The sequence below is a fragment of the Bradyrhizobium sp. 23AC genome (genome assembly GCF_054863025.1).
The window spans coordinates 555,579-572,283 of the sequence record NZ_JAVAYN010000003.1; the positions used below are offsets into that span (position 1 = coordinate 555,579).

Consider the following 16,705-nt stretch of genomic DNA (forward strand, 5'->3'; position numbering starts at 1 on the left):
CGCCGAAAAGGTTGACTCAGCGCATTGGCACGCCTGCGGGATCATGTAGGCTGATGCTCGGCGAGACTCGCGAAGCGGCGAGCATCGCGGCGAGCGCAGGGGGCTCTCATGCCGAATGGCAATATCGTCGTCACCGAAGAGCGCGGAACGCGTGTCATCACCCTGCGCCGCCCGGGCAAGAAGAACGCCATCACCCAGGACATGTATCGGGAGATGAGCCGCGCGATCGACACCGCGCAGAACAACCCCGATATCCGCTGCATGATCATCACCGGCGGCTCCGGCGTGTTCACCGCAGGCGATGATATCGACGATTTCATGCACGCCGACACCGCGCGCCCCGAGACGCTGTCGGAAGGCGCCAAGTTTCTCTATTCGCTCGCCCTCAACGTCAAGCCGATCATCGCCGCCGTCGACGGCGCCTCGATCGGCATGGGCACCGTGATGCTGTTTCACTGCGACTACGTGCTGGCCTCGAACGCTGCGACCTTCTCCGCGCCCTACATCCATCTCGGGCTGGTGCCGGTCGGTGCCGCGAGCCTCTTGATGCCGAACACGATGGGATATCAGCGCGCCTTCGCGATGCTGGTGATGGGGCGAACTTTCTCCGCCGCGGAGGCGCATGCGGCAGGCTTCGTCAACACCGTGGTGTCGCCGGGACATACCGAGGTCGAGGCGCGCAAGGTGGCGCGCGACATCTGCCGGCTGCCGGCCGAGGCGGTCGCAACCTCCCGCAAATTGCTGCGCGCACCGGCCGAAGAGCTCACCCGCCGCATCGACCAGGAAGGCCATCTGTTCGGCGAGCGACTCAAGTCGGAGGAAGCGGTGGCGGCGTTCAACGCGTTTGCGAACCGGAAGAAGAAGTAGCGGGCTCTCTCTCCGCGAGCCCGGTATCGTAGGGTGGGCAAAGGCGCACTTGCGCCGTGCCCACGCCTTAATACGTGCACGCTTCGCTTCGCCCACCCTACGAGGCCGTAGTCGGGGACAGACCCTCTCATCCCGCACGGTTACGACAATGCTTCGTGAAATCTTCGCGCGGACCGACTAATCTTGTTCCATGCGAAACCGATCCATCCTTGCCGCCCTCGCCCTCATCACCGCCCTCCCCGCCTCGGCCCAAACCGCCGCGCCGGTCGAGCTGCGCGTGCTCGCTATCAACGATTTTCACGGCAATCTGCGGCCGCCGCCGGGCGGCATCCGCATCGCCGATCCCGAGGACGGAGCCAGGAAGGTGATGGTTGCGGCCGGCGGCGCCGAATACATGGCGACGCTGGTGAAGCAGCTGCGCGAGGGGCACAAGAACACGATCTTCGTCGCCGCCGGCGACCTGATCGGTGCGAGCCCGTTCCTGTCGGCGATGTTCCACGACGAGCCTTCGGTCGAGGCGCTTTCGCTGATGGGTCTTGCGATCAGCTCGGTCGGCAATCACGAGTTCGACGAGGGCAAGACCGAGCTGCTCAGGATGCAGAATGGCGGCTGCCATCCGGTCGACGGCTGCCAGGGGCCGCATCCGTTCACGGGCGCCAAATTCCGCTATCTCGCCGCGTCCACCATCGAGACCGCGACGGGCAACAGTGTGCTGCCGCCCTACGATATCCGGGAATTCGACGGCATTCCGATCGCCTTCATCGGGCTGACCCTGAAGGAGACCGCGGGCATCGTCTCACCGTCGGGCATCGCCGGGCTCGAATTCCGCGACGAAGCCGCGACGGTGAACGCGCTGGTGCCGCAGTTGAAGGCGCGCGGCGTCGAGGCGATCGTGGTGCTGATCCACCAGGGCGGCGAGCCCGCCGGCGACTACAATGAATGCCCCGCCATTACCGGGCCGATCGTCGACATCGTCAAGAAATTCGACCGCGCCGTCGACGTCGTCGTCAGCGGCCATACCCACCGCGCCTATGTCTGCGACATCGACGGGCGGCTCGTCACCAGCGGCGACAAATACGGCACGCTGGTCACCGCGATCGATCTCAAGCTCGATCCTGTAACCCGCGACATCGTCAGCGCCAAAGCCGAGAACGTCATCGTCGCCAATGCCTCGCTGGCGAAGGACGCAGAGCAGACCGCGCTGATCGAGGCCTATGACAGGCTCTCGGCGCCGATCGCCAACCGGCCGGCCGGATCGGTGACGCAGACGCTATCGCGCGTGCCGAACGAGGCCGGCGAAAGCGCGCTCGGCGACATCATCGCGGACGCGCAGCTTGCTGCGACCAGGGACGCCAAGGATGGCAGCGCTGTCATCGCGCTCACCAATCCGGGCGGCATCCGGACCGACATCGTCCCGAAGGAGAACGGCGCGATCTCCTTCGGCGATGTTTTCGCCAGCCAGCCATTCCGCAACCGCCTCGTGACGATGACGCTGACGGGCAACCAGCTCAAGGACGTGCTCGAGCAGCAATGGCTGGACCCGAAGCGGCCGCGGATTCTCCAGGTGTCGAACGGGTTCAGCTATGCCTGGGATGCGTCGAAGTCATTCGGCGAGCGCGTGATCGCCGACAAGATGATGCTCAACGGCAGGCCGATCGAGCAGGCCAGCGGCTACCGCGTCACCCTCAACGATTACCTCGCCGTCGGCGGCGATGGTTTTACCGTCGCAAAACAAGGCACGGCGCCGCAATATGGCGGCTACGACGCGGACGCGCTGTTCGCGTTCTTCCGGGCACACGGCCCGATCGGCCCGCTGCCGCTGAGCCGCATCCTGCGCGTGAATTGATCCGGATCAAACGGGCCAGAACCGGACGACCCTTTGCCATTCCCGTTCAAACGCATAGATTGGGATTTGCATTGCGTTTTGGCGCCGGATGCGCCAAGCGACGTCGAAAGCCCGGATCCATGAGGCCGACCTGATGAGCACGCTTCTCCTTTCCCACAAGGCCTGCCTCGACCATGTCACGCCGCCAGGACACCCTGAAAGGCCGGATCGCCTGCGTGCGGTGGAGGAAGCGCTGTCGCATGAGCGCTTCCAGTTCCTGGTGCGCGACCAGGCGCCGGAGGGCGATCTCGATCTCGTCACGCTCTGCCACAACGAGCACTACGTCACCGAGCTGCGCCACATCGCACCGAGCAGCGGGCAGGTCTATATCGACGGCGACACCTCGATGTCGCCGGGCACGTGGGAAGCGGTGATGCGCGGCGTCGGCGGCGCGGTGGCGGCGACCGAAGCGGTGATGGCGGGCGAGCATCGCAACGCCTTCGTCGCGGTGCGCCCGCCCGGCCATCACGCCGAGATCGGCAAGCCGATGGGCTTCTGCTTCTTCGACAATGTCGCCATCGCCGCGCGCCACGCCCAGCGCAAATACGGCATCAAGCGCGCGGCCATCGTCGATTTCGACGTGCATCACGGCAACGGCACGCAGGACATCTTCTGGTCGGACCCGACCGTGATGTACTGCTCGACGCACCAGATGCCGCTGTTTCCGGGCACCGGCGCCACGGGCGAGCGCGGCGACCACGACACCATCGTCAACGCACCGCTCGCCTCCGAGGACGGCGGGCCGGAATTCCGCTCCGCGTTCGAGAATTTGATCCTGCCGCAGCTCGAAAAATTCAGCCCCGAGCTGCTCATCATCTCCGCCGGCTTCGATGCGCATTATCGCGATCCGCTGGCTTCGCTGAATTTGCGCGCGGAGGATTATGCCTGGGTGACGCGCAAGCTGATGGATCTCGCCGACAAGTCCGCGGGGGGGCGCGTTGTTTCGGTGCTCGAGGGCGGCTATGACCTGCAAGGACTGAAAGAATCTGTTACGGCGCATGTCGGCGCCCTGATGGGCGCCTGACGACGCCCGCCACATTAAGCCCGCAAAACCCGCCTTCACTGCAAGGAAAGCGAAGGGCAATCGGAAACGGATATGGCCGAAAATACCCAAGTCGACGTCTCCAGGCTTACCTTCGAGCGCGCGATCGAGGAACTCGAAACGATCGTGAAGCGGCTCGAGGACGGCAAGGTGCCGCTCGAGGAATCCGTGACGATCTACGAGCGCGGCGAGGCGCTGAAGCGCCGCTGCGAGGAATTGCTGCGCCAGGCCGAGGCGCGCGTCGACAAGATCACCACCGATGCCAGCGGCCAGGCCACCGGCACAGCGCCGCTGGACGTGCAGTAGGAAAGCCGAGAGTTCCCGCTCAGTCTTCCGAGGGCAGGCCCCGAAACGTCATCACGGGAGCGTGGCCGCCCGCATCGATTTCACGATCGCACGGCGCTATCCCGCCAAGCAGCGCGGTTCCGTGCAAGCGGATCGATGCCGCCCCTTTCCGGAAATCCGTCCCTCGGGACCAAAAAAAGATCTCATTCAGGCGAAAAAGCCTGCCAGCGACCCGGCAAGGCTGGAACCCATTGTCCCGGGCCACGGTTAACCACTCTGGCCCGCCGGTTGCATCTGCATACCCCTAATCGGTCCTGCGGGTTGGCTTTGGCCCAAGCTTTGGTGTAAAGCTGCGCGGAGTGTGGCTTTTTGCAAGCCTTGCGTGGGCAGAGAATTCCGACGACAAGCGCTTCAAACTGCTAATGAAATTGGCTGGGACGGACGAAGCCGATCTAAGTGACAGGGATCACAGAGACTGAACCGGAGCGCACTTAAGCTTACCTAAGCTTGAAGACGGGGCCTTGCCCCATGCAGGTGGCTCCGACGGTTTGAGGACTCGCGCTGCGCCGATATTGTGCAAACCCATCGCGCACCGGAATGACCTTCCGGCGCTGACAAATTGGAAATCGCCGTGAACGCATACAGTAAAACGCCGCTTCTCGACACCATCCGGACGCCGGACGACCTGCGCAAGCTCAAGATCGAGCAGGTTCGCCAAGTCGCCGACGAGCTGCGGCAGGAGACCATCGATGCCGTCTCGGTGACCGGCGGTCACTTCGGCGCGGGCCTCGGCGTGGTCGAGCTCACCACCGCGATTCATTACGTCTTCGACACGCCGCGCGACCGGCTGATCTGGGACGTCGGCCATCAGGCCTATCCGCACAAGATCCTCACCGGCCGGCGCGACCGCATCCGCACGCTGCGCACCGGCGGCGGCCTGTCCGGCTTCACCAAGCGCAGCGAGAGCGATTACGATCCGTTCGGCGCGGCGCATTCCTCGACTTCAATCTCCGCCGGCCTCGGCATGGCGGTGGCGCGCGACCTCTCCGGCGGCAAGAACAACGTTATCGCCGTGATCGGTGACGGCGCGATGTCGGCCGGCATGGCCTATGAGGCCATGAACAATGCGGGTGCGATGAACTCGCGCCTGATCGTCATCCTCAACGACAACGACATGTCGATCGCGCCGCCGGTCGGTGCCATGAGCGCCTATCTGTCGCGGCTCTACTCCGGCAAGACCTATCGCACGCTGCGCGATGCGGCCAAGCAGATCAACAAGCGCCTGCCCAAGATCATTGCCAACCGCGCCAACCGCGTCGAGGAATATTCCCGCGGCTTCATGATGGACGGCGGCACGCTGTTCGAGGAGCTCGGCTTCTACTATGTCGGCCCGATCGACGGCCACAATCTCGACCATCTGCTGCCCGTCCTGAAGAACGTGCGCGACATGGAGACCGGCCCGATCCTGGTCCACGTCGTGACGCAGAAGGGCAAGGGCTACGGCCCGGCGGAAGCGTCCGCCGACAAGTACCACGCCGTCGTCAAGTTCGACGTCGCGACCGGCACCCAGGCCAAGGCCAAGCCGAATGCGCCGGCCTACCAGAACGTGTTCGGCCAGAGCCTCGTCAAGGAAGCGCAGAAGGACGACAAGATCGTCGCCATCACCGCGGCGATGCCGTCGGGCACCGGTGTCGACATCTTCAACAAGGCCTTCCCCGACCGCACCTTCGACGTCGGCATCGCCGAGCAGCACGCGGTGACCTTCGCCGCCGGTCTCGCCAGCGAAGGCTACAAGCCGTTCTGCGCGATCTACTCGACCTTCCTGCAGCGCGGCTACGACCAGATCGTGCATGACGTCGCGATCCAGAACCTGCCGGTCCGCTTCGCCATCGACCGCGCCGGCCTCGTCGGCGCCGACGGCGCGACGCATGCCGGCTCGTTCGACAACGCCTATCTCGGCTGCCTGCCGAACATGGTGATCATGGCGGCGGCGGACGAAGCCGAGCTCGTGCACATGGTGGCGACCCAGGTCGCGATCGACGACCGTCCGAGCTCGCTGCGCTATCCGCGCGGCGAAGGCCGCGGCATCGAGATGCCCGAGGTCGGCATTCCGCTCGAGGTCGGCAAGGGCCGCGTGATTCGCCAGGGCAGCAAGATCGCCCTGCTTTCCTTCGGCACGCGCCTCGCCGAATGCGAGAAGGCGGCCGATGAGCTCGCAGCCCACGGCCTGTCGACCACGATCGCGGACGCGCGCTTCATGAAGCCGCTGGACACCGAGCTGGTGCTCAAGCTCGCGCGCGACCACGAGATCCTGATCACGATCGAGGAAGGCTCGGTCGGCGGCTTCGGCTCGCATGTCGCGCAGTACCTGACCGATCAGGGTGTGCTCGACACCGGAATGGTCAAGTTCCGCTCGATGGTGCTGCCCGACGTGTTCCAGGACCACGACACGCCGGCCGCGATGTACGGCCGCGCCGGTCTCGACGCCAAGGGCATTGTCGCCAAGGTGTTCGAGGCGCTCGGCAAGGACGTGAAGGCCGAGACGGTCAAGCTGGCCTGATTGCCAAACGGACGCTGCCCCTTACCTCTCTCGCTTGCGGGAGAGGTCGGATCGCGCAAGCGATCTGGGTGAGGGTTCTCTCCTCTTGGGGGTTCTCGCTCGCGGAGACACCCCCACCCCAACCCTCCCCCGCAAGCGGGAGAGGGAGTAGAGCACGCGCTGCGGTTCGCACCTCGAGCCAATCTTTGTCCGGCTGTGACTCCATGAAAATCTATCTGGCAGGCCCCGACGTGTTCCTGCCGGATGCAATCGAGATCGGCCGGCAGAAGGTCGCGATCTGCGATCGCTACGGGCTCACCGGCCTCTATCCGCTCGACAACGCCATCGACCTCACCGCGCCCGATACCGCGCGGCAGATCTTTTGCGGCAACGAGGCGATGATGGACGCGGCCGACGCCATCATTGCCAACCTCACCCCATTCCGTGGCGCCGGCGCCGATCCCGGCACCGTCTACGAGCTCGGCTACATGGCCGGTCGCCGCAAATTCTGTCTGGCCTATTCCAACGACGGCGCCGCCTATGCCGACCGTGTCGGCCGCTTCATGGAGGTCACCTCCGAGGACGGGCGGCTGGTCGATGCGCAGGGGCTGACGGTCGAGGATTTCGGCCTCGTCGACAATCTCATGATGATCCATGCCCTGGAGCTGCACGGCTGCCCGCTGGTGACGCCGGCCGCGATGCCGATCGACGTCTGGCACGATCTGGCCGCGTTCGAGACTTGCGTCCGGATGGCGGCCGCGCGATTGATCGCTACATAAGCAGATCAATCGTTCCAAGAAGAGTCCCAAGAGAGCGTGATGTCCCCTGCCCGCAAGCGCGCAGATGTATTGCTGGTCGAGCGCGGCCTGTTCGAGAGCCGGGCGCGGGCGCGCGCGGCGATCGAGGCGGGCCTCGTCACCGCCGACGACAAGCCGGTCGCCAAACCGTCGGAGACGATTGCCGAGGACGCCGTGATCCAGGCCGAGCCCGCGCACCCCTACGTCTCCCGCGGCGGCGTCAAGCTCGCCGGCGCTCTGGAGCGGTATTCCATCGAGATCGAGGACCATGTCTGCCTCGACGTCGGCGCCTCCACCGGCGGCTTCACCGAGGTGCTGCTGGCGAACGGCGCGAGCCTCGTGTTCGCAATCGATGTCGGCACCAGCCAGCTGCATCCTTCGCTGCGCGACCATCCCAAGATCGTGTCGATGGAAGAGACCGACATCCGCAGCTATGACGGCAAACGGCTGCCGGCACGGCCCGATGTCGTCGTCATCGACGTCAGCTTCATCTCGCTGAAGACCGTGCTGCCGGTGGCGCTGTCGCTGGCGGCAGCGCCGATGAGCCTGCTGGCGCTGATCAAGCCGCAATTCGAGGCCGACAGGAAGCACAACAAGAAGGGCATCGTCCGCGACGCCGCCGTGCACCAGGATATCTGCGACGACATCGCCGCCTTTGCCGCTTCGCTCGGCTGCACCGACATCGAGATATTCCCCTCGCCGATCACGGGCGGCGACGGCAATATCGAATTCTTCCTGGGCGCGCGTCGTGGTTGAGCGCATCAGGATCGATCATGTCGGCCATCGCGGCGACGGCGTCTGCCTCGACGCCGGCGAAGCGATCTACGTGCCCTACACGCTTGGCAGCGAGACCGTCGAGGTCGATCACGTCGTGGGCAACCATCCCGACCGGCGCAAGCTGCTCGCGGTCGATGTCGCAAGCCTAGAGCGCATCGAGCCGTTCTGTCCGCATTTCGGCGTCTGTGGCGGCTGCGCCATCCAGCATTGGGCGGCCGAGCCATATCACGCCTGGAAGCGCGGCATCGTGGTGGAGACGCTGGCGCAGGCCGGCATCGATTGCGAAGTGGCGCCGCTGGTCGACGCCCATGGCGCCGGCCGCCGGCGTGTCACGCTGCACGGCCGCTTCGGCACGCATGATATCCTCAAGGTCGGTTTCTCCGCGACGAGCTCTCATGACGTCATCCCGATCCACCGCTGCCCGATCCTCGATCCCGCGCTCCATGGCGCGCTCGATGCCGCCTGGGCGCTCGCCGAGCCTTTGACGTCCAGAATGCCGGTGACCAAGCCGCTGGACATCCAGGTCACCGCCACCGCCAACGGCCTCGATGTCGACGTGCGCGGCTCCGGCCCGCTGCCGACGGCGCTCGTCACCGCGCTCTCGCGCGTCGCCGAGCAGCACCGCCTGGCGCGGTTGACGCGGCATGGCGAATTGGTGCTGCAACGCCTGGCGCCGACAATAAAGATGGGCCGCGCAGAGGTGACGCTGCCGCCGGGCTCGTTCCTGCAGGCGACCGTCGCGGGCGAAGAGACGCTGGCAGCGCTGGTCGCGGAACGCATCGGCAAGGCCAAGGAGGTTCTCGACCTCTTCTGCGGCGTCGGGCCGTTCGCCTTGCGGCTCGCCGAAAAAGCGCGCGTCACCGCCTATGACAACGACGCCGGCGCTGTCGCAGCGCTGGCAAAAGCCGCGCGCACGCCGGGCCTGAAGCCGATCAAGGCCGAGCCGCGCGATCTGTTCCGCCGTCCCCTGGTGCCGCCGGAGTTGCGCGATTTCGATGCCGTGGTGTTCGACCCGCCGCGCCAGGGTGCGCAGGCGCAAGCGCTCAAGCTCGCCGCGAGCAAGGTGCCGGTCGTGGTCGCGGTGTCCTGCAACGTCGCGACCTTTGCCCGCGACGCGCGGCTGCTGATCGACGGCGGCTACAAGATCGACGCCGTAGTGCCGGTCGATCAGTTCCGGCACACGCCGCACGTGGAGTTGGTGGCGCGGTTCAGCCGTTGAGGTCGGGCCGCTATGCTGACGGCTCGAATTGCGGCTGCCATCGCAACAAATAGGACTGCAGCGAGCGCACCGCGATCGCCAGCAGGATGCCGACGAACATCATGACGAAGATGGCCACCATCATCTCGCTGGCATTGGCCCGCGCCTCCGCCTCGATGATGAGCTTGCCGAGGCCGCGCTCGGCGCCGATGAACTCGCCGACGATGACACCAATCAGCGCGAAGGACACCGCCGGCAAAAGCGAAGCGAACACCCAGGCGAGCGCGGACGGGATCACGACGGTACGCAGCACGGTGAACTCGCTGGCGCCGAGCAGACGGGCGGCAGCGATCTGGTCGCGGTCGACCGCCCGCGTTCCCTCGAACGTGTTGAAGAACACCACGAAGAACACGACGAGCCATGCGGTCGCGATCTTGGAGAGATCGCCGAGGCCGAAGATCAGGATGACCAGCGGCACCAGCGCAATGCGCGGTATCGAGTTGAGCGCCACGATGTAGGGTCCGAACACGCGGGCAAGGAAATCCGAACGGCCGAGGACCAGGCCAGCCGCGATGCCGCTCGCAGAGCCGAACAGAAAGCCCCACCAGGTATTCTTCAGCGTGACGAGCGTGGCGAGCCAAAGATTGTTGTCGTTGCCCCTGATGCAGGCGGCAAAGCCGCCAGCGTCAGCGAAGCAGCCGAGCCGTAGAAAGCTCTGCCAGATCAGCGACGGCTTCGCGACAAAATAGGGATCGAGGATTTTGGGCACGTAAGCCCTCGGCAGCAACGCCTTGCTCCATTCAAAGCCCCACTGCCAGATGACGAGCACGGCTGCGAGAATGGCCAATTGCCAGAATAAGATCACGGCGCGGTTGTTGGACATGGTCAATCGGCCCGGGTGCGGCGGAATTCTTCGCCGAGGGAGTGCCAGATGTGAGAATAGAGGCGGCCGAATTCGGCGCTCTCGCGCACGGCCACGGGGTCGCGCGGCCGCGGGATGGCGACGTCGAAGTCTTCCTTGAGACGCCCGGGCCGCGCCGAGAGCAGGATGATGCGGCTCGCCAGCGTCAGTGCCTCGCCGAGATCGTGCGTCACGAACAGCACGGTCTGCCGCTCGCGCTCCCAGATCTCCAGCAGCGTCTTGTGCATCTCCAGCTTGGTGTGGGTGTCGAGCGCGCCGAACGGTTCGTCCATCAGCAGGATCTCAGGCTCCAGGATCAGCGTGCGCATCAAGGCGACGCGCTGGCGCATGCCGCCGGACAGCATGCGTGGAAAGCTCTGACCAAAGCCCGAGAGCCCGGCCTTCTCGACCGCCGAAGCGACGCGGCTGGCGCGCTCGGTCTTCCGCAATCCCGCGATCTCCAGCCCATAGCCGATGTTCTGCTCCACGGTTCGCCAGGGAAACAGCGTATCGCGCTGGAAGACATAACCAACCCTGGGGTTGACCTTGCCGGTCTCGACCGTGTCCTGATCGATCAGGATGCGTCCACCCGAGCGCGGCAACAACCCCGCGACCATGTTGAGAATGGTGCTCTTGCCGCAGCCGGACGGACCCAGCAGCGCAACGAATTCGCCCTGCTTGACCTCGAAGGAGACGTCATCCACCGCGACGAACTCGCGGCCGGACGCGTTGAAGCGCTTGGCAAGCCCCTGCACGGCAATGCGGACGCGCGCTGCCGCTGTGTGACCCTCGTCGCGCGCGAGCGCAAGGCCCTGGCCCGGCGCGGCGATCATTTGTATTTCGCCCTGGCCGCCTGGAGGAAGCTCATGTCGACGGCATCCTCGTATTTGGTCTCGGGAATATCCGTGCCCTTGCGATACCAGGGCTTGGCGCCGCGTTCGAACGCGGGCTTGTCGATGACACCGTCATAGGCCCAGGTCGACTTGTCGAACCCGAGTTCGGCACTGACCGCGTCGGGATCGATGCCCGAGAAATATTTCGGCGTGACCAGCGCCTGCACCTCCGCGAGCGGCGCCGCTTTCACGAACGCCATCGCGCGGTAGATCGCATTGACGTAGGCCCGCACCAACGCCTTGTCCTGCTCCACCGTGTCCTGGAGCGTGTAGATCACGAGCACAGGCAGCGTGCCGCCGAAATCCTTCTCGAACACGCCCGGCTTGGACGTGTCGTAAATCGTTTTGCCAAACCCTTTCTTCTCGACCTCAACGATCCAGCTCGGCGGCGCCATGATGGCGTCGAACTGCTTGGTCTGGAGCGAGGGGAACATCGTGTTGGTCCCGCCGCCCGCGACCCAGTTCACCTTGTCGCCGAGCCCGCGTGCTTCGAACACGTAGGTGCCGAACACCCAGGTGCCCGAGCCGATGGCGGTCGCCGCAACGATCGGCTTGGCACCGTCGGCGCGCTTGTACTCCGCGAGCTTCTCGACCGAATTGATGCCGCTGTCGTGGAGGTCCTGCCGGACCATGATGTTGGCGTAGGAGCACACCATCTCGGTGGCGAGCAGGATCTTGCAGGGCTTGCCGCGCGCGCCGAGCTGCAGCGGGTGGCTGGCATCGCCATGCGCAAACAGCGCCTGCCCTGCCGCCAGCGTCTGGCGGCCAAATGTGCCGGCATTGCCGGTGACGAGCTTGGAATCGAGCCCCTCGTCCTTGAAGTACCCCTTCAGCTCCGCAATCATGCCGATGGCGTAGACAGGCGACACCGGTCCGAAGGCGAGCGAGACCTGCTTGCTTTGCGCAAGCAATCGCCCCGGCAACAGCGATGCTCCGGCCAATGCGGAGCCCGCGATCAGCGCCTGGCGCCTGGTAATGCTCATGTGCTCCTCCTCCCTCGTTTTTGTTCGATTACGCCGATCGATCAGGACGGCGCGAACTTGATCGTCCCTGCTTGTCGCAGCGCCTCGATGTCTTCCGGAGACAGGCCGATCTCGCGCAGGATCTCGCTGCTGTGCTCACCGATCCCAGGTGGATCGTAGCGGTTGGGCAGGCGCCTTCCGTCCATGGAAATCGGTAACAGCGGCGTCTTGGCCTCGTTACCGTCGGGCAGCCTGATGTCGGTCAGACCGCCGGACTGGTTGAGATGCGGATCATCGAAGAGATCGCCGGGCTTGTTGACCGGCGCGTAGGGCAGATCAAGCTGCTCGAGGCGCGCGGCGAGATCGGCCTTGTCCCATTGCTTGAAGATCTTCGCGATTTCCGGGATCAACCAGCCGCGATGATCGACGCGGCCGTTGCTCGTCGCAAACCGCGGATCAATGAGCCAGGCTTCACGATCGAAGGCACGACAGAACGCCGCCCATTGCTCCTCGCCGACGATCGTCACGAACAGCTTCGAGCCGTCCCTGGTGTCGAAGAGATCGTAAACCGGCCACGGGCTGTCCTTGATCGAATAGGGAATCGACGGCTGGCCGCTGACCACCTCGCACATCATGGCCTGCGCCATCAGGAACACGTTGTTCTCGTAGAGCGCGCTCTGGATGTAACGGCCGCGGCCGGTGCGCTGCCGCTCGGCGAGCGCCGCCTGGATCGCGATCACGCCGAACATGCCGCCCATGACGTCGTTGACCGAGGCCCCGGCGCGCATGGGACGGTCGGGCAAGCCGGTCATGTAGGCGAGGCCCCCCATCATCTGCACGACCTCGTCGAGTGCGAGGCGGTTCTCGTAGGGTCCAGGCAGATACCCCTTGAGCGAACAATAGATCAGGCGCGGTGCGAAGGCCGCGACGCTCTCGTAGTCGAGGCCGATCCGCTTCAAGAGGCCCGGCCGGAAATTCTCGATCAGGACGTCGCTGTTCTCGATCAGCCTGCGTGCGATGTTCTGGCCTTCCGCGGTCGACGTATCCAACGCTATGCTGCGCTTGTTGCGGCTGTAGGTGGCAAAGAAACCGGCGGCTGGGCCCTTGAAAGTGCGGGTGCGGTCGCCCTTGGGCGGCTCGACCTTGATCACGTCGGCGCCGAGATCGGCGAGGATCAAGCCGCAGCTCGGCCCCATCACCATCTGGCTGAACTCGATGACGCGAAGCCCGGCGAGCGGGCGAAGCTCCGATGTCGTCTCACGTGCAACCGTGGTCATGCCGCACTCCGCAGGACTTTGGGAATGCCCGCCTCGTGCAGATGCCCCGTCAAATGTTTTGCCGGGATATGGCGGGCGAGGATCTCGCGCGTCTGCATCAGACGGTCGAGGTCGATGCCGGTGGAGAGGCCCATGCGTTCCAGCATGAACACGAGGTCCTCGGTGACGATGTTGCCGCGCGCACCGGGAGCAAAGGGGCAGCCACCGAGGCCTGACACAGCGGCGTCGAAACGGCGGACGCCGGCTTCGAGACCGGCGACGGCATTGGCAAGGCCCGCGCCGAGCGTATCGTGCAGATGCAGCCGCAGCGTCATTTGCGACCCGACCTCGCGCCGCACGGCTGCAACGATCTGGCCGATCAGCTTTGGGGTGGCGTAACCAACGGTGTCGGCAAGCCCGATCTCGTCGGCACGGGCCTCGGCAAAGGCGCGCGCCACACGGCACACGGCTGCTTCGCTCACCTCACCTTCCAGCGAGCAGCCGAAGGAGGTGGATATCGCGCCCATCAGCTGCGGCCGCTGACCCACAGGCCGGGCGTCGATCGCGGCGCGGACCGCGCGAAATCCCTCGATCTGCTCATCGACCGTGCGGCGGACATTGGCCTGGTTGTGGGTCTCGCTCGCCGAGATGACGAAATAGATGGCGTCGACACCGGCGGCGATGGCGCGCTCGGCGCCCTTCACGTTCGGCACCAGCGCACCAATGGTTGCCGATTTGTGCGTGAGCGCGTGCGCCATCACCGCATCGACGTCGGCGAATTGCGGCACGACCTTTGGCGGCACGAACGAGCCGGCATCGATCTCGCGGACGCCGGCAGCAGCGATCGTGTCGATCAGCGCGCATTTGGCTTCGGTCGGAACGAAGATGTCGAGATTCTGCAGACCATCGCGGGGAGCGACCTCGCAAATATGGACATCCGGCGCGCGTGCCATCGGGCTCTCCCTGGTCGATTGTATATTGTTGCATAAAAGAACAATCCGTGGGACAGTCTGTCAAGCCCTAAACTTTGCGTGCACTGCAATGACTGCATCCGACAGTTCCCGACAGCGCGGCACCCGAACCGACGGTTCCGAGCGCGCCGAGCACCTCGCCGGCCTCATCATGGCGTTCGCCCGGCGCGAAGGCATGAAGGCCGGCGACCGCTTGATCGAACAAAGGCTTGCCGACGCGCTGGACCTTTCACGCGCGCCGATCCGGCTCGGCCTCAAGGCTCTGGAGGCCGCGGGGTTGGCGCGCGGCGAGCCGCATCGCGGCTTTGTGCTGGCCAAGAATCCCACCAGCGGCGCAGCCCAACCGGCGCTCGCGGCAGTCAGGCGCAACGAGCAGGTTTATGCGTCCGTCGCAGGCGACGTGCTCGCGAGCCGGCTGCCGACCGACGTTACCGAGGCGGAGCTGATGCGTCGCTATGACGTCACGCGGGCCGAGCTGCAGCGGCTGCTCGACCGGATTGCTGCCGAGGGCTGGATCGCACGCCTGCCGGGCTATGGCTGGCGTTTCGCAGAGACGGTCTCAAGTCCCGAATCTCAAGCACAGGCCAAGGCGTTTCGTGCGGTGATCGAGCCGGCAGCAATCGCGCAGCCGGGTTTTGCCCTGCCGCAGGAAGTGATCGTACGTCTGCGCGAGCGCCAGCAGCGCGTCTTCGAAGGCGAGCTCGAGAAGATGACGATCGGCGAGATCTTTCACTCCGGCTGCGAATTCCACGAAGACATCATCCGCGGCGCCGGCAATCCGTTCTTCCTTGAAGCGCTCAGGCGCGTGAACTCGATCAGACGCCTGTTCGCCTACCGCAGCTTCGCCGACCGCGACGGCATGCGGCGTCACGTGCGCGAGCATCTGCGCCTGCTCGACATTCTGGAAACCGGGCGTTATGCCGAAGCGGCGGAACTGATGGCCAAGCACCTGCAACGGCCGCTGGTGGCGGGCTTGTCGTGACGCCCAAACCAGGATTGCGTGGCCCCGTCATCCGAACGTGATCGATGCGATCCTAACGCCGAAGGCCACTCAGGGCCGGCGACTCGCCGGGCAGCATGTTCGATCTGATATCGCTGTCCATGCGACCCGAGTCCTGCTGGATGAAACCGGCGCCGAACGACAGGCTGAGGTTGGAGGTCGGTTTGAACTCGACGCCCGCAAATGCGCTGGTGCCGGGGGCCGCGCCCGACGTCAGCGGCGCCACCGAGCTGCCGATGCCATTGCCATATTTCAGCGTGTCGAAGCCGGCAAAGAACGTCACGGGCAAGCCGCCAGCTGTCTTGGTGGTGTAGCCGAACTGCGTGCTGTCATAGGAGAGCGCGCTGAAATTGCCGGCAAGTCCGCTCTGACTAAGTCCGGTCTGACTGAGCCCGCTCCAATTGAGGTTGCCGCGCTGGCTGCCGACGAAGAAGCCGTTCGCAAAATTAGTGCGCCCGCCTGCGTCACCGGCATTGAAGCCCGGAAAATTGCCGTAAGGATCGGAGCCCTGGCCATCGCTGCCGCCAAAGCCAAACGGTCCGCCCGGAATGACATACCTCAGCGGTGCAACTTGCGCATCAACGGACGTTCCGCCGAGCCAGAGCACGGCGAAGATAGCTGCAAGACCGCATGAAGTTGCAAGGCGGGACATCCAGGTAACCTTCGAAAACCTCGCAAATCATACCCTCCGGCGATGAGGAATGCCAGCGAGGCTGCGCCGGCATCGCCTCACCCGGGTTCCGGGATACCCATGCCGAAGGTGAGCTGATTGCCGTCGGCATCAACGATGTCGAAATCGCGCATGCCGTAATCGCGATTCTCCGGCTGGTTGATGGGCCTGGCACCACGGCCGGACAATTCGGCATAGAGCTGGTCGACGTCGCGGACGAAAATGCAGAGGCCGCCCTGCCCGGGCAATCGTTTCGTCCTGGCCGCTGCCAGCAGATGCAGAGCGACCACGTCGCGGCAGAGGCAGGCATAGGAGATGGGCGCACCATATTCGAAGGTGACCTCGAACCCGAGCACGTCGCGGTAATAGGCGAGGCTCGCGGCGATGTCGGAGACGACGAAAACGGTGGCGGAGCCGGCCATCATGGGCTGTTCGTCGGTCATCTGTCCTCTCCAAGTCGCGAGCAATCTCCCGCACGCAGCCTAGCATGCGCGCCCGAGGTCTTGCACGGGTCGCGCCGCAACGTAAGCTGATCCCGCATCTGGCGGAACGGGCCGAATGTCTGGCGCGGCTGATCGGCGATGGCGCCCTTGCGGCCGCCCGCGAAGTCTTGCGCAAGATCGAGGGGCAGTTGAAGGTGCTGCCTCAATGAAGCATGGAGA

General features: G+C 65.1%; 17 protein-coding genes. 10 read left to right on the forward strand and 7 right to left on the reverse strand.

The features are described 5' to 3' along the window. The first annotated feature begins 108 nt into the window (after positions 1-108). From RAD10_RS10980 to RAD10_RS11015, 8 genes are all read left to right on the forward strand, one after another. Positions 109-867: an enoyl-CoA hydratase-related protein gene (locus RAD10_RS10980; protein ID WP_461617469.1), complete on the forward strand. Its 759-nt coding sequence runs from the start codon at positions 109-111 to the stop codon at positions 865-867. Positions 868-1,057: 190 nt separating this feature from the next. Next, positions 1,058-2,713 (forward strand): bifunctional metallophosphatase/5'-nucleotidase, encoded by a 1,656-nt coding sequence (locus tag RAD10_RS10985; RefSeq protein ID WP_461617470.1) that lies wholly within the window; start codon positions 1,058-1,060, stop codon positions 2,711-2,713. 133 nt (positions 2,714-2,846) lie between these two features. Further along, complete coding sequence (locus RAD10_RS10990) at positions 2,847-3,776, forward strand: histone deacetylase family protein (RefSeq protein ID WP_026202776.1); 930 nt, start codon at positions 2,847-2,849, stop codon at positions 3,774-3,776. 72 nt (positions 3,777-3,848) lie between these two features. Next, the gene (locus RAD10_RS10995) at positions 3,849-4,100 is read left to right on the forward strand and encodes an exodeoxyribonuclease VII small subunit (protein WP_008132970.1); all 252 of its coding nucleotides are present in this window, start codon (positions 3,849-3,851) and stop codon (positions 4,098-4,100) included. Between the two features lie 610 nt (positions 4,101-4,710). Continuing rightward, on the forward strand, positions 4,711-6,639 hold the full coding sequence (gene dxs / locus RAD10_RS11000; RefSeq protein WP_028144212.1) for a 1-deoxy-D-xylulose-5-phosphate synthase: 1,929 nt from the start codon (positions 4,711-4,713) through the stop codon (positions 6,637-6,639). Positions 6,640-6,842: 203 nt separating this feature from the next. Then, positions 6,843-7,397 (forward strand): nucleoside 2-deoxyribosyltransferase, encoded by a 555-nt coding sequence (locus tag RAD10_RS11005; protein ID WP_461617471.1) that lies wholly within the window; start codon positions 6,843-6,845, stop codon positions 7,395-7,397. 39 nt (positions 7,398-7,436) lie between these two features. Then, positions 7,437-8,171 (forward strand): TlyA family RNA methyltransferase, encoded by a 735-nt coding sequence (locus RAD10_RS11010; protein ID WP_461617472.1) that lies wholly within the window; start codon positions 7,437-7,439, stop codon positions 8,169-8,171. Continuing rightward, positions 8,164-9,411, forward strand: a complete 1,248-nt coding sequence (locus RAD10_RS11015) for a class I SAM-dependent RNA methyltransferase (protein WP_461617473.1) — start codon at positions 8,164-8,166, stop codon at positions 9,409-9,411. Before RAD10_RS11010 ends, RAD10_RS11015 begins: the two co-directional genes overlap by 8 nt. A gap of 10 nt (positions 9,412-9,421) precedes the next feature. Here the strand turns inward: RAD10_RS11015 and RAD10_RS11020 are convergent, their stop codons facing one another. The 5 genes from RAD10_RS11020 to RAD10_RS11040 are packed head-to-tail and all read right to left on the reverse strand — an operon-like array spanning position 9,422 to position 14,355. Further along, positions 9,422-10,273, reverse strand: a complete 852-nt coding sequence (locus tag RAD10_RS11020) for an ABC transporter permease (RefSeq protein WP_179735357.1) — start codon at positions 10,271-10,273, stop codon at positions 9,422-9,424. 2 nt (positions 10,274-10,275) lie between these two features. Beyond that, positions 10,276-11,124: an ABC transporter ATP-binding protein gene (locus RAD10_RS11025; RefSeq protein ID WP_461617474.1), complete on the reverse strand. Its 849-nt coding sequence runs from the start codon at positions 11,122-11,124 to the stop codon at positions 10,276-10,278. Then, on the reverse strand, positions 11,121-12,167 hold the full coding sequence (locus tag RAD10_RS11030) for an ABC transporter substrate-binding protein (RefSeq protein WP_461617475.1): 1,047 nt from the start codon (positions 12,165-12,167) through the stop codon (positions 11,121-11,123). The genes RAD10_RS11025 and RAD10_RS11030 overlap by 4 nt, the downstream gene beginning before the upstream one ends. 41 nt (positions 12,168-12,208) lie before the next feature. Continuing rightward, positions 12,209-13,423 carry a CaiB/BaiF CoA transferase family protein gene (locus tag RAD10_RS11035; protein WP_461617476.1) on the reverse strand — a complete coding sequence of 405 codons (1,215 nt, stop codon included), beginning with the start codon at positions 13,421-13,423 and terminating at the stop codon, positions 12,209-12,211. Next, complete coding sequence (locus tag RAD10_RS11040; protein ID WP_461617477.1) at positions 13,420-14,355, reverse strand: hydroxymethylglutaryl-CoA lyase; 936 nt, start codon at positions 14,353-14,355, stop codon at positions 13,420-13,422. Before RAD10_RS11040 ends, RAD10_RS11035 begins: the two co-directional genes overlap by 4 nt. 88 nt (positions 14,356-14,443) lie before the next feature. Here RAD10_RS11040 and RAD10_RS11045 point away from each other — a divergent pair, with 88 nt between their 5' ends. Further along, entirely contained in the window at positions 14,444-15,355 is a 912-nt protein-coding gene (locus tag RAD10_RS11045) for a GntR family transcriptional regulator (protein ID WP_038950551.1), read from the forward strand. A 52-nt stretch (positions 15,356-15,407) separates the two neighbouring features. On the opposite strand, the gene RAD10_RS11050 is transcribed toward RAD10_RS11045, so the two are convergent. After that, positions 15,408-16,025 carry a hypothetical protein gene (locus tag RAD10_RS11050; protein WP_461617478.1) on the reverse strand — a complete coding sequence of 206 codons (618 nt, stop codon included), beginning with the start codon at positions 16,023-16,025 and terminating at the stop codon, positions 15,408-15,410. Between the two features lie 77 nt (positions 16,026-16,102). Then, positions 16,103-16,486, reverse strand: coding sequence for a bleomycin resistance protein (locus tag RAD10_RS11055; protein ID WP_461617479.1), 384 nt, complete (start codon positions 16,484-16,486; stop codon positions 16,103-16,105). Positions 16,487-16,530: 44 nt separating this feature from the next. Between RAD10_RS11055 and RAD10_RS11060 the strand changes: the two genes are divergently transcribed. Further along, positions 16,531-16,695 (forward strand): hypothetical protein, encoded by a 165-nt coding sequence (locus RAD10_RS11060; protein WP_461617480.1) that lies wholly within the window; start codon positions 16,531-16,533, stop codon positions 16,693-16,695. Positions 16,696-16,705: the final 10 nt, after the last annotated feature.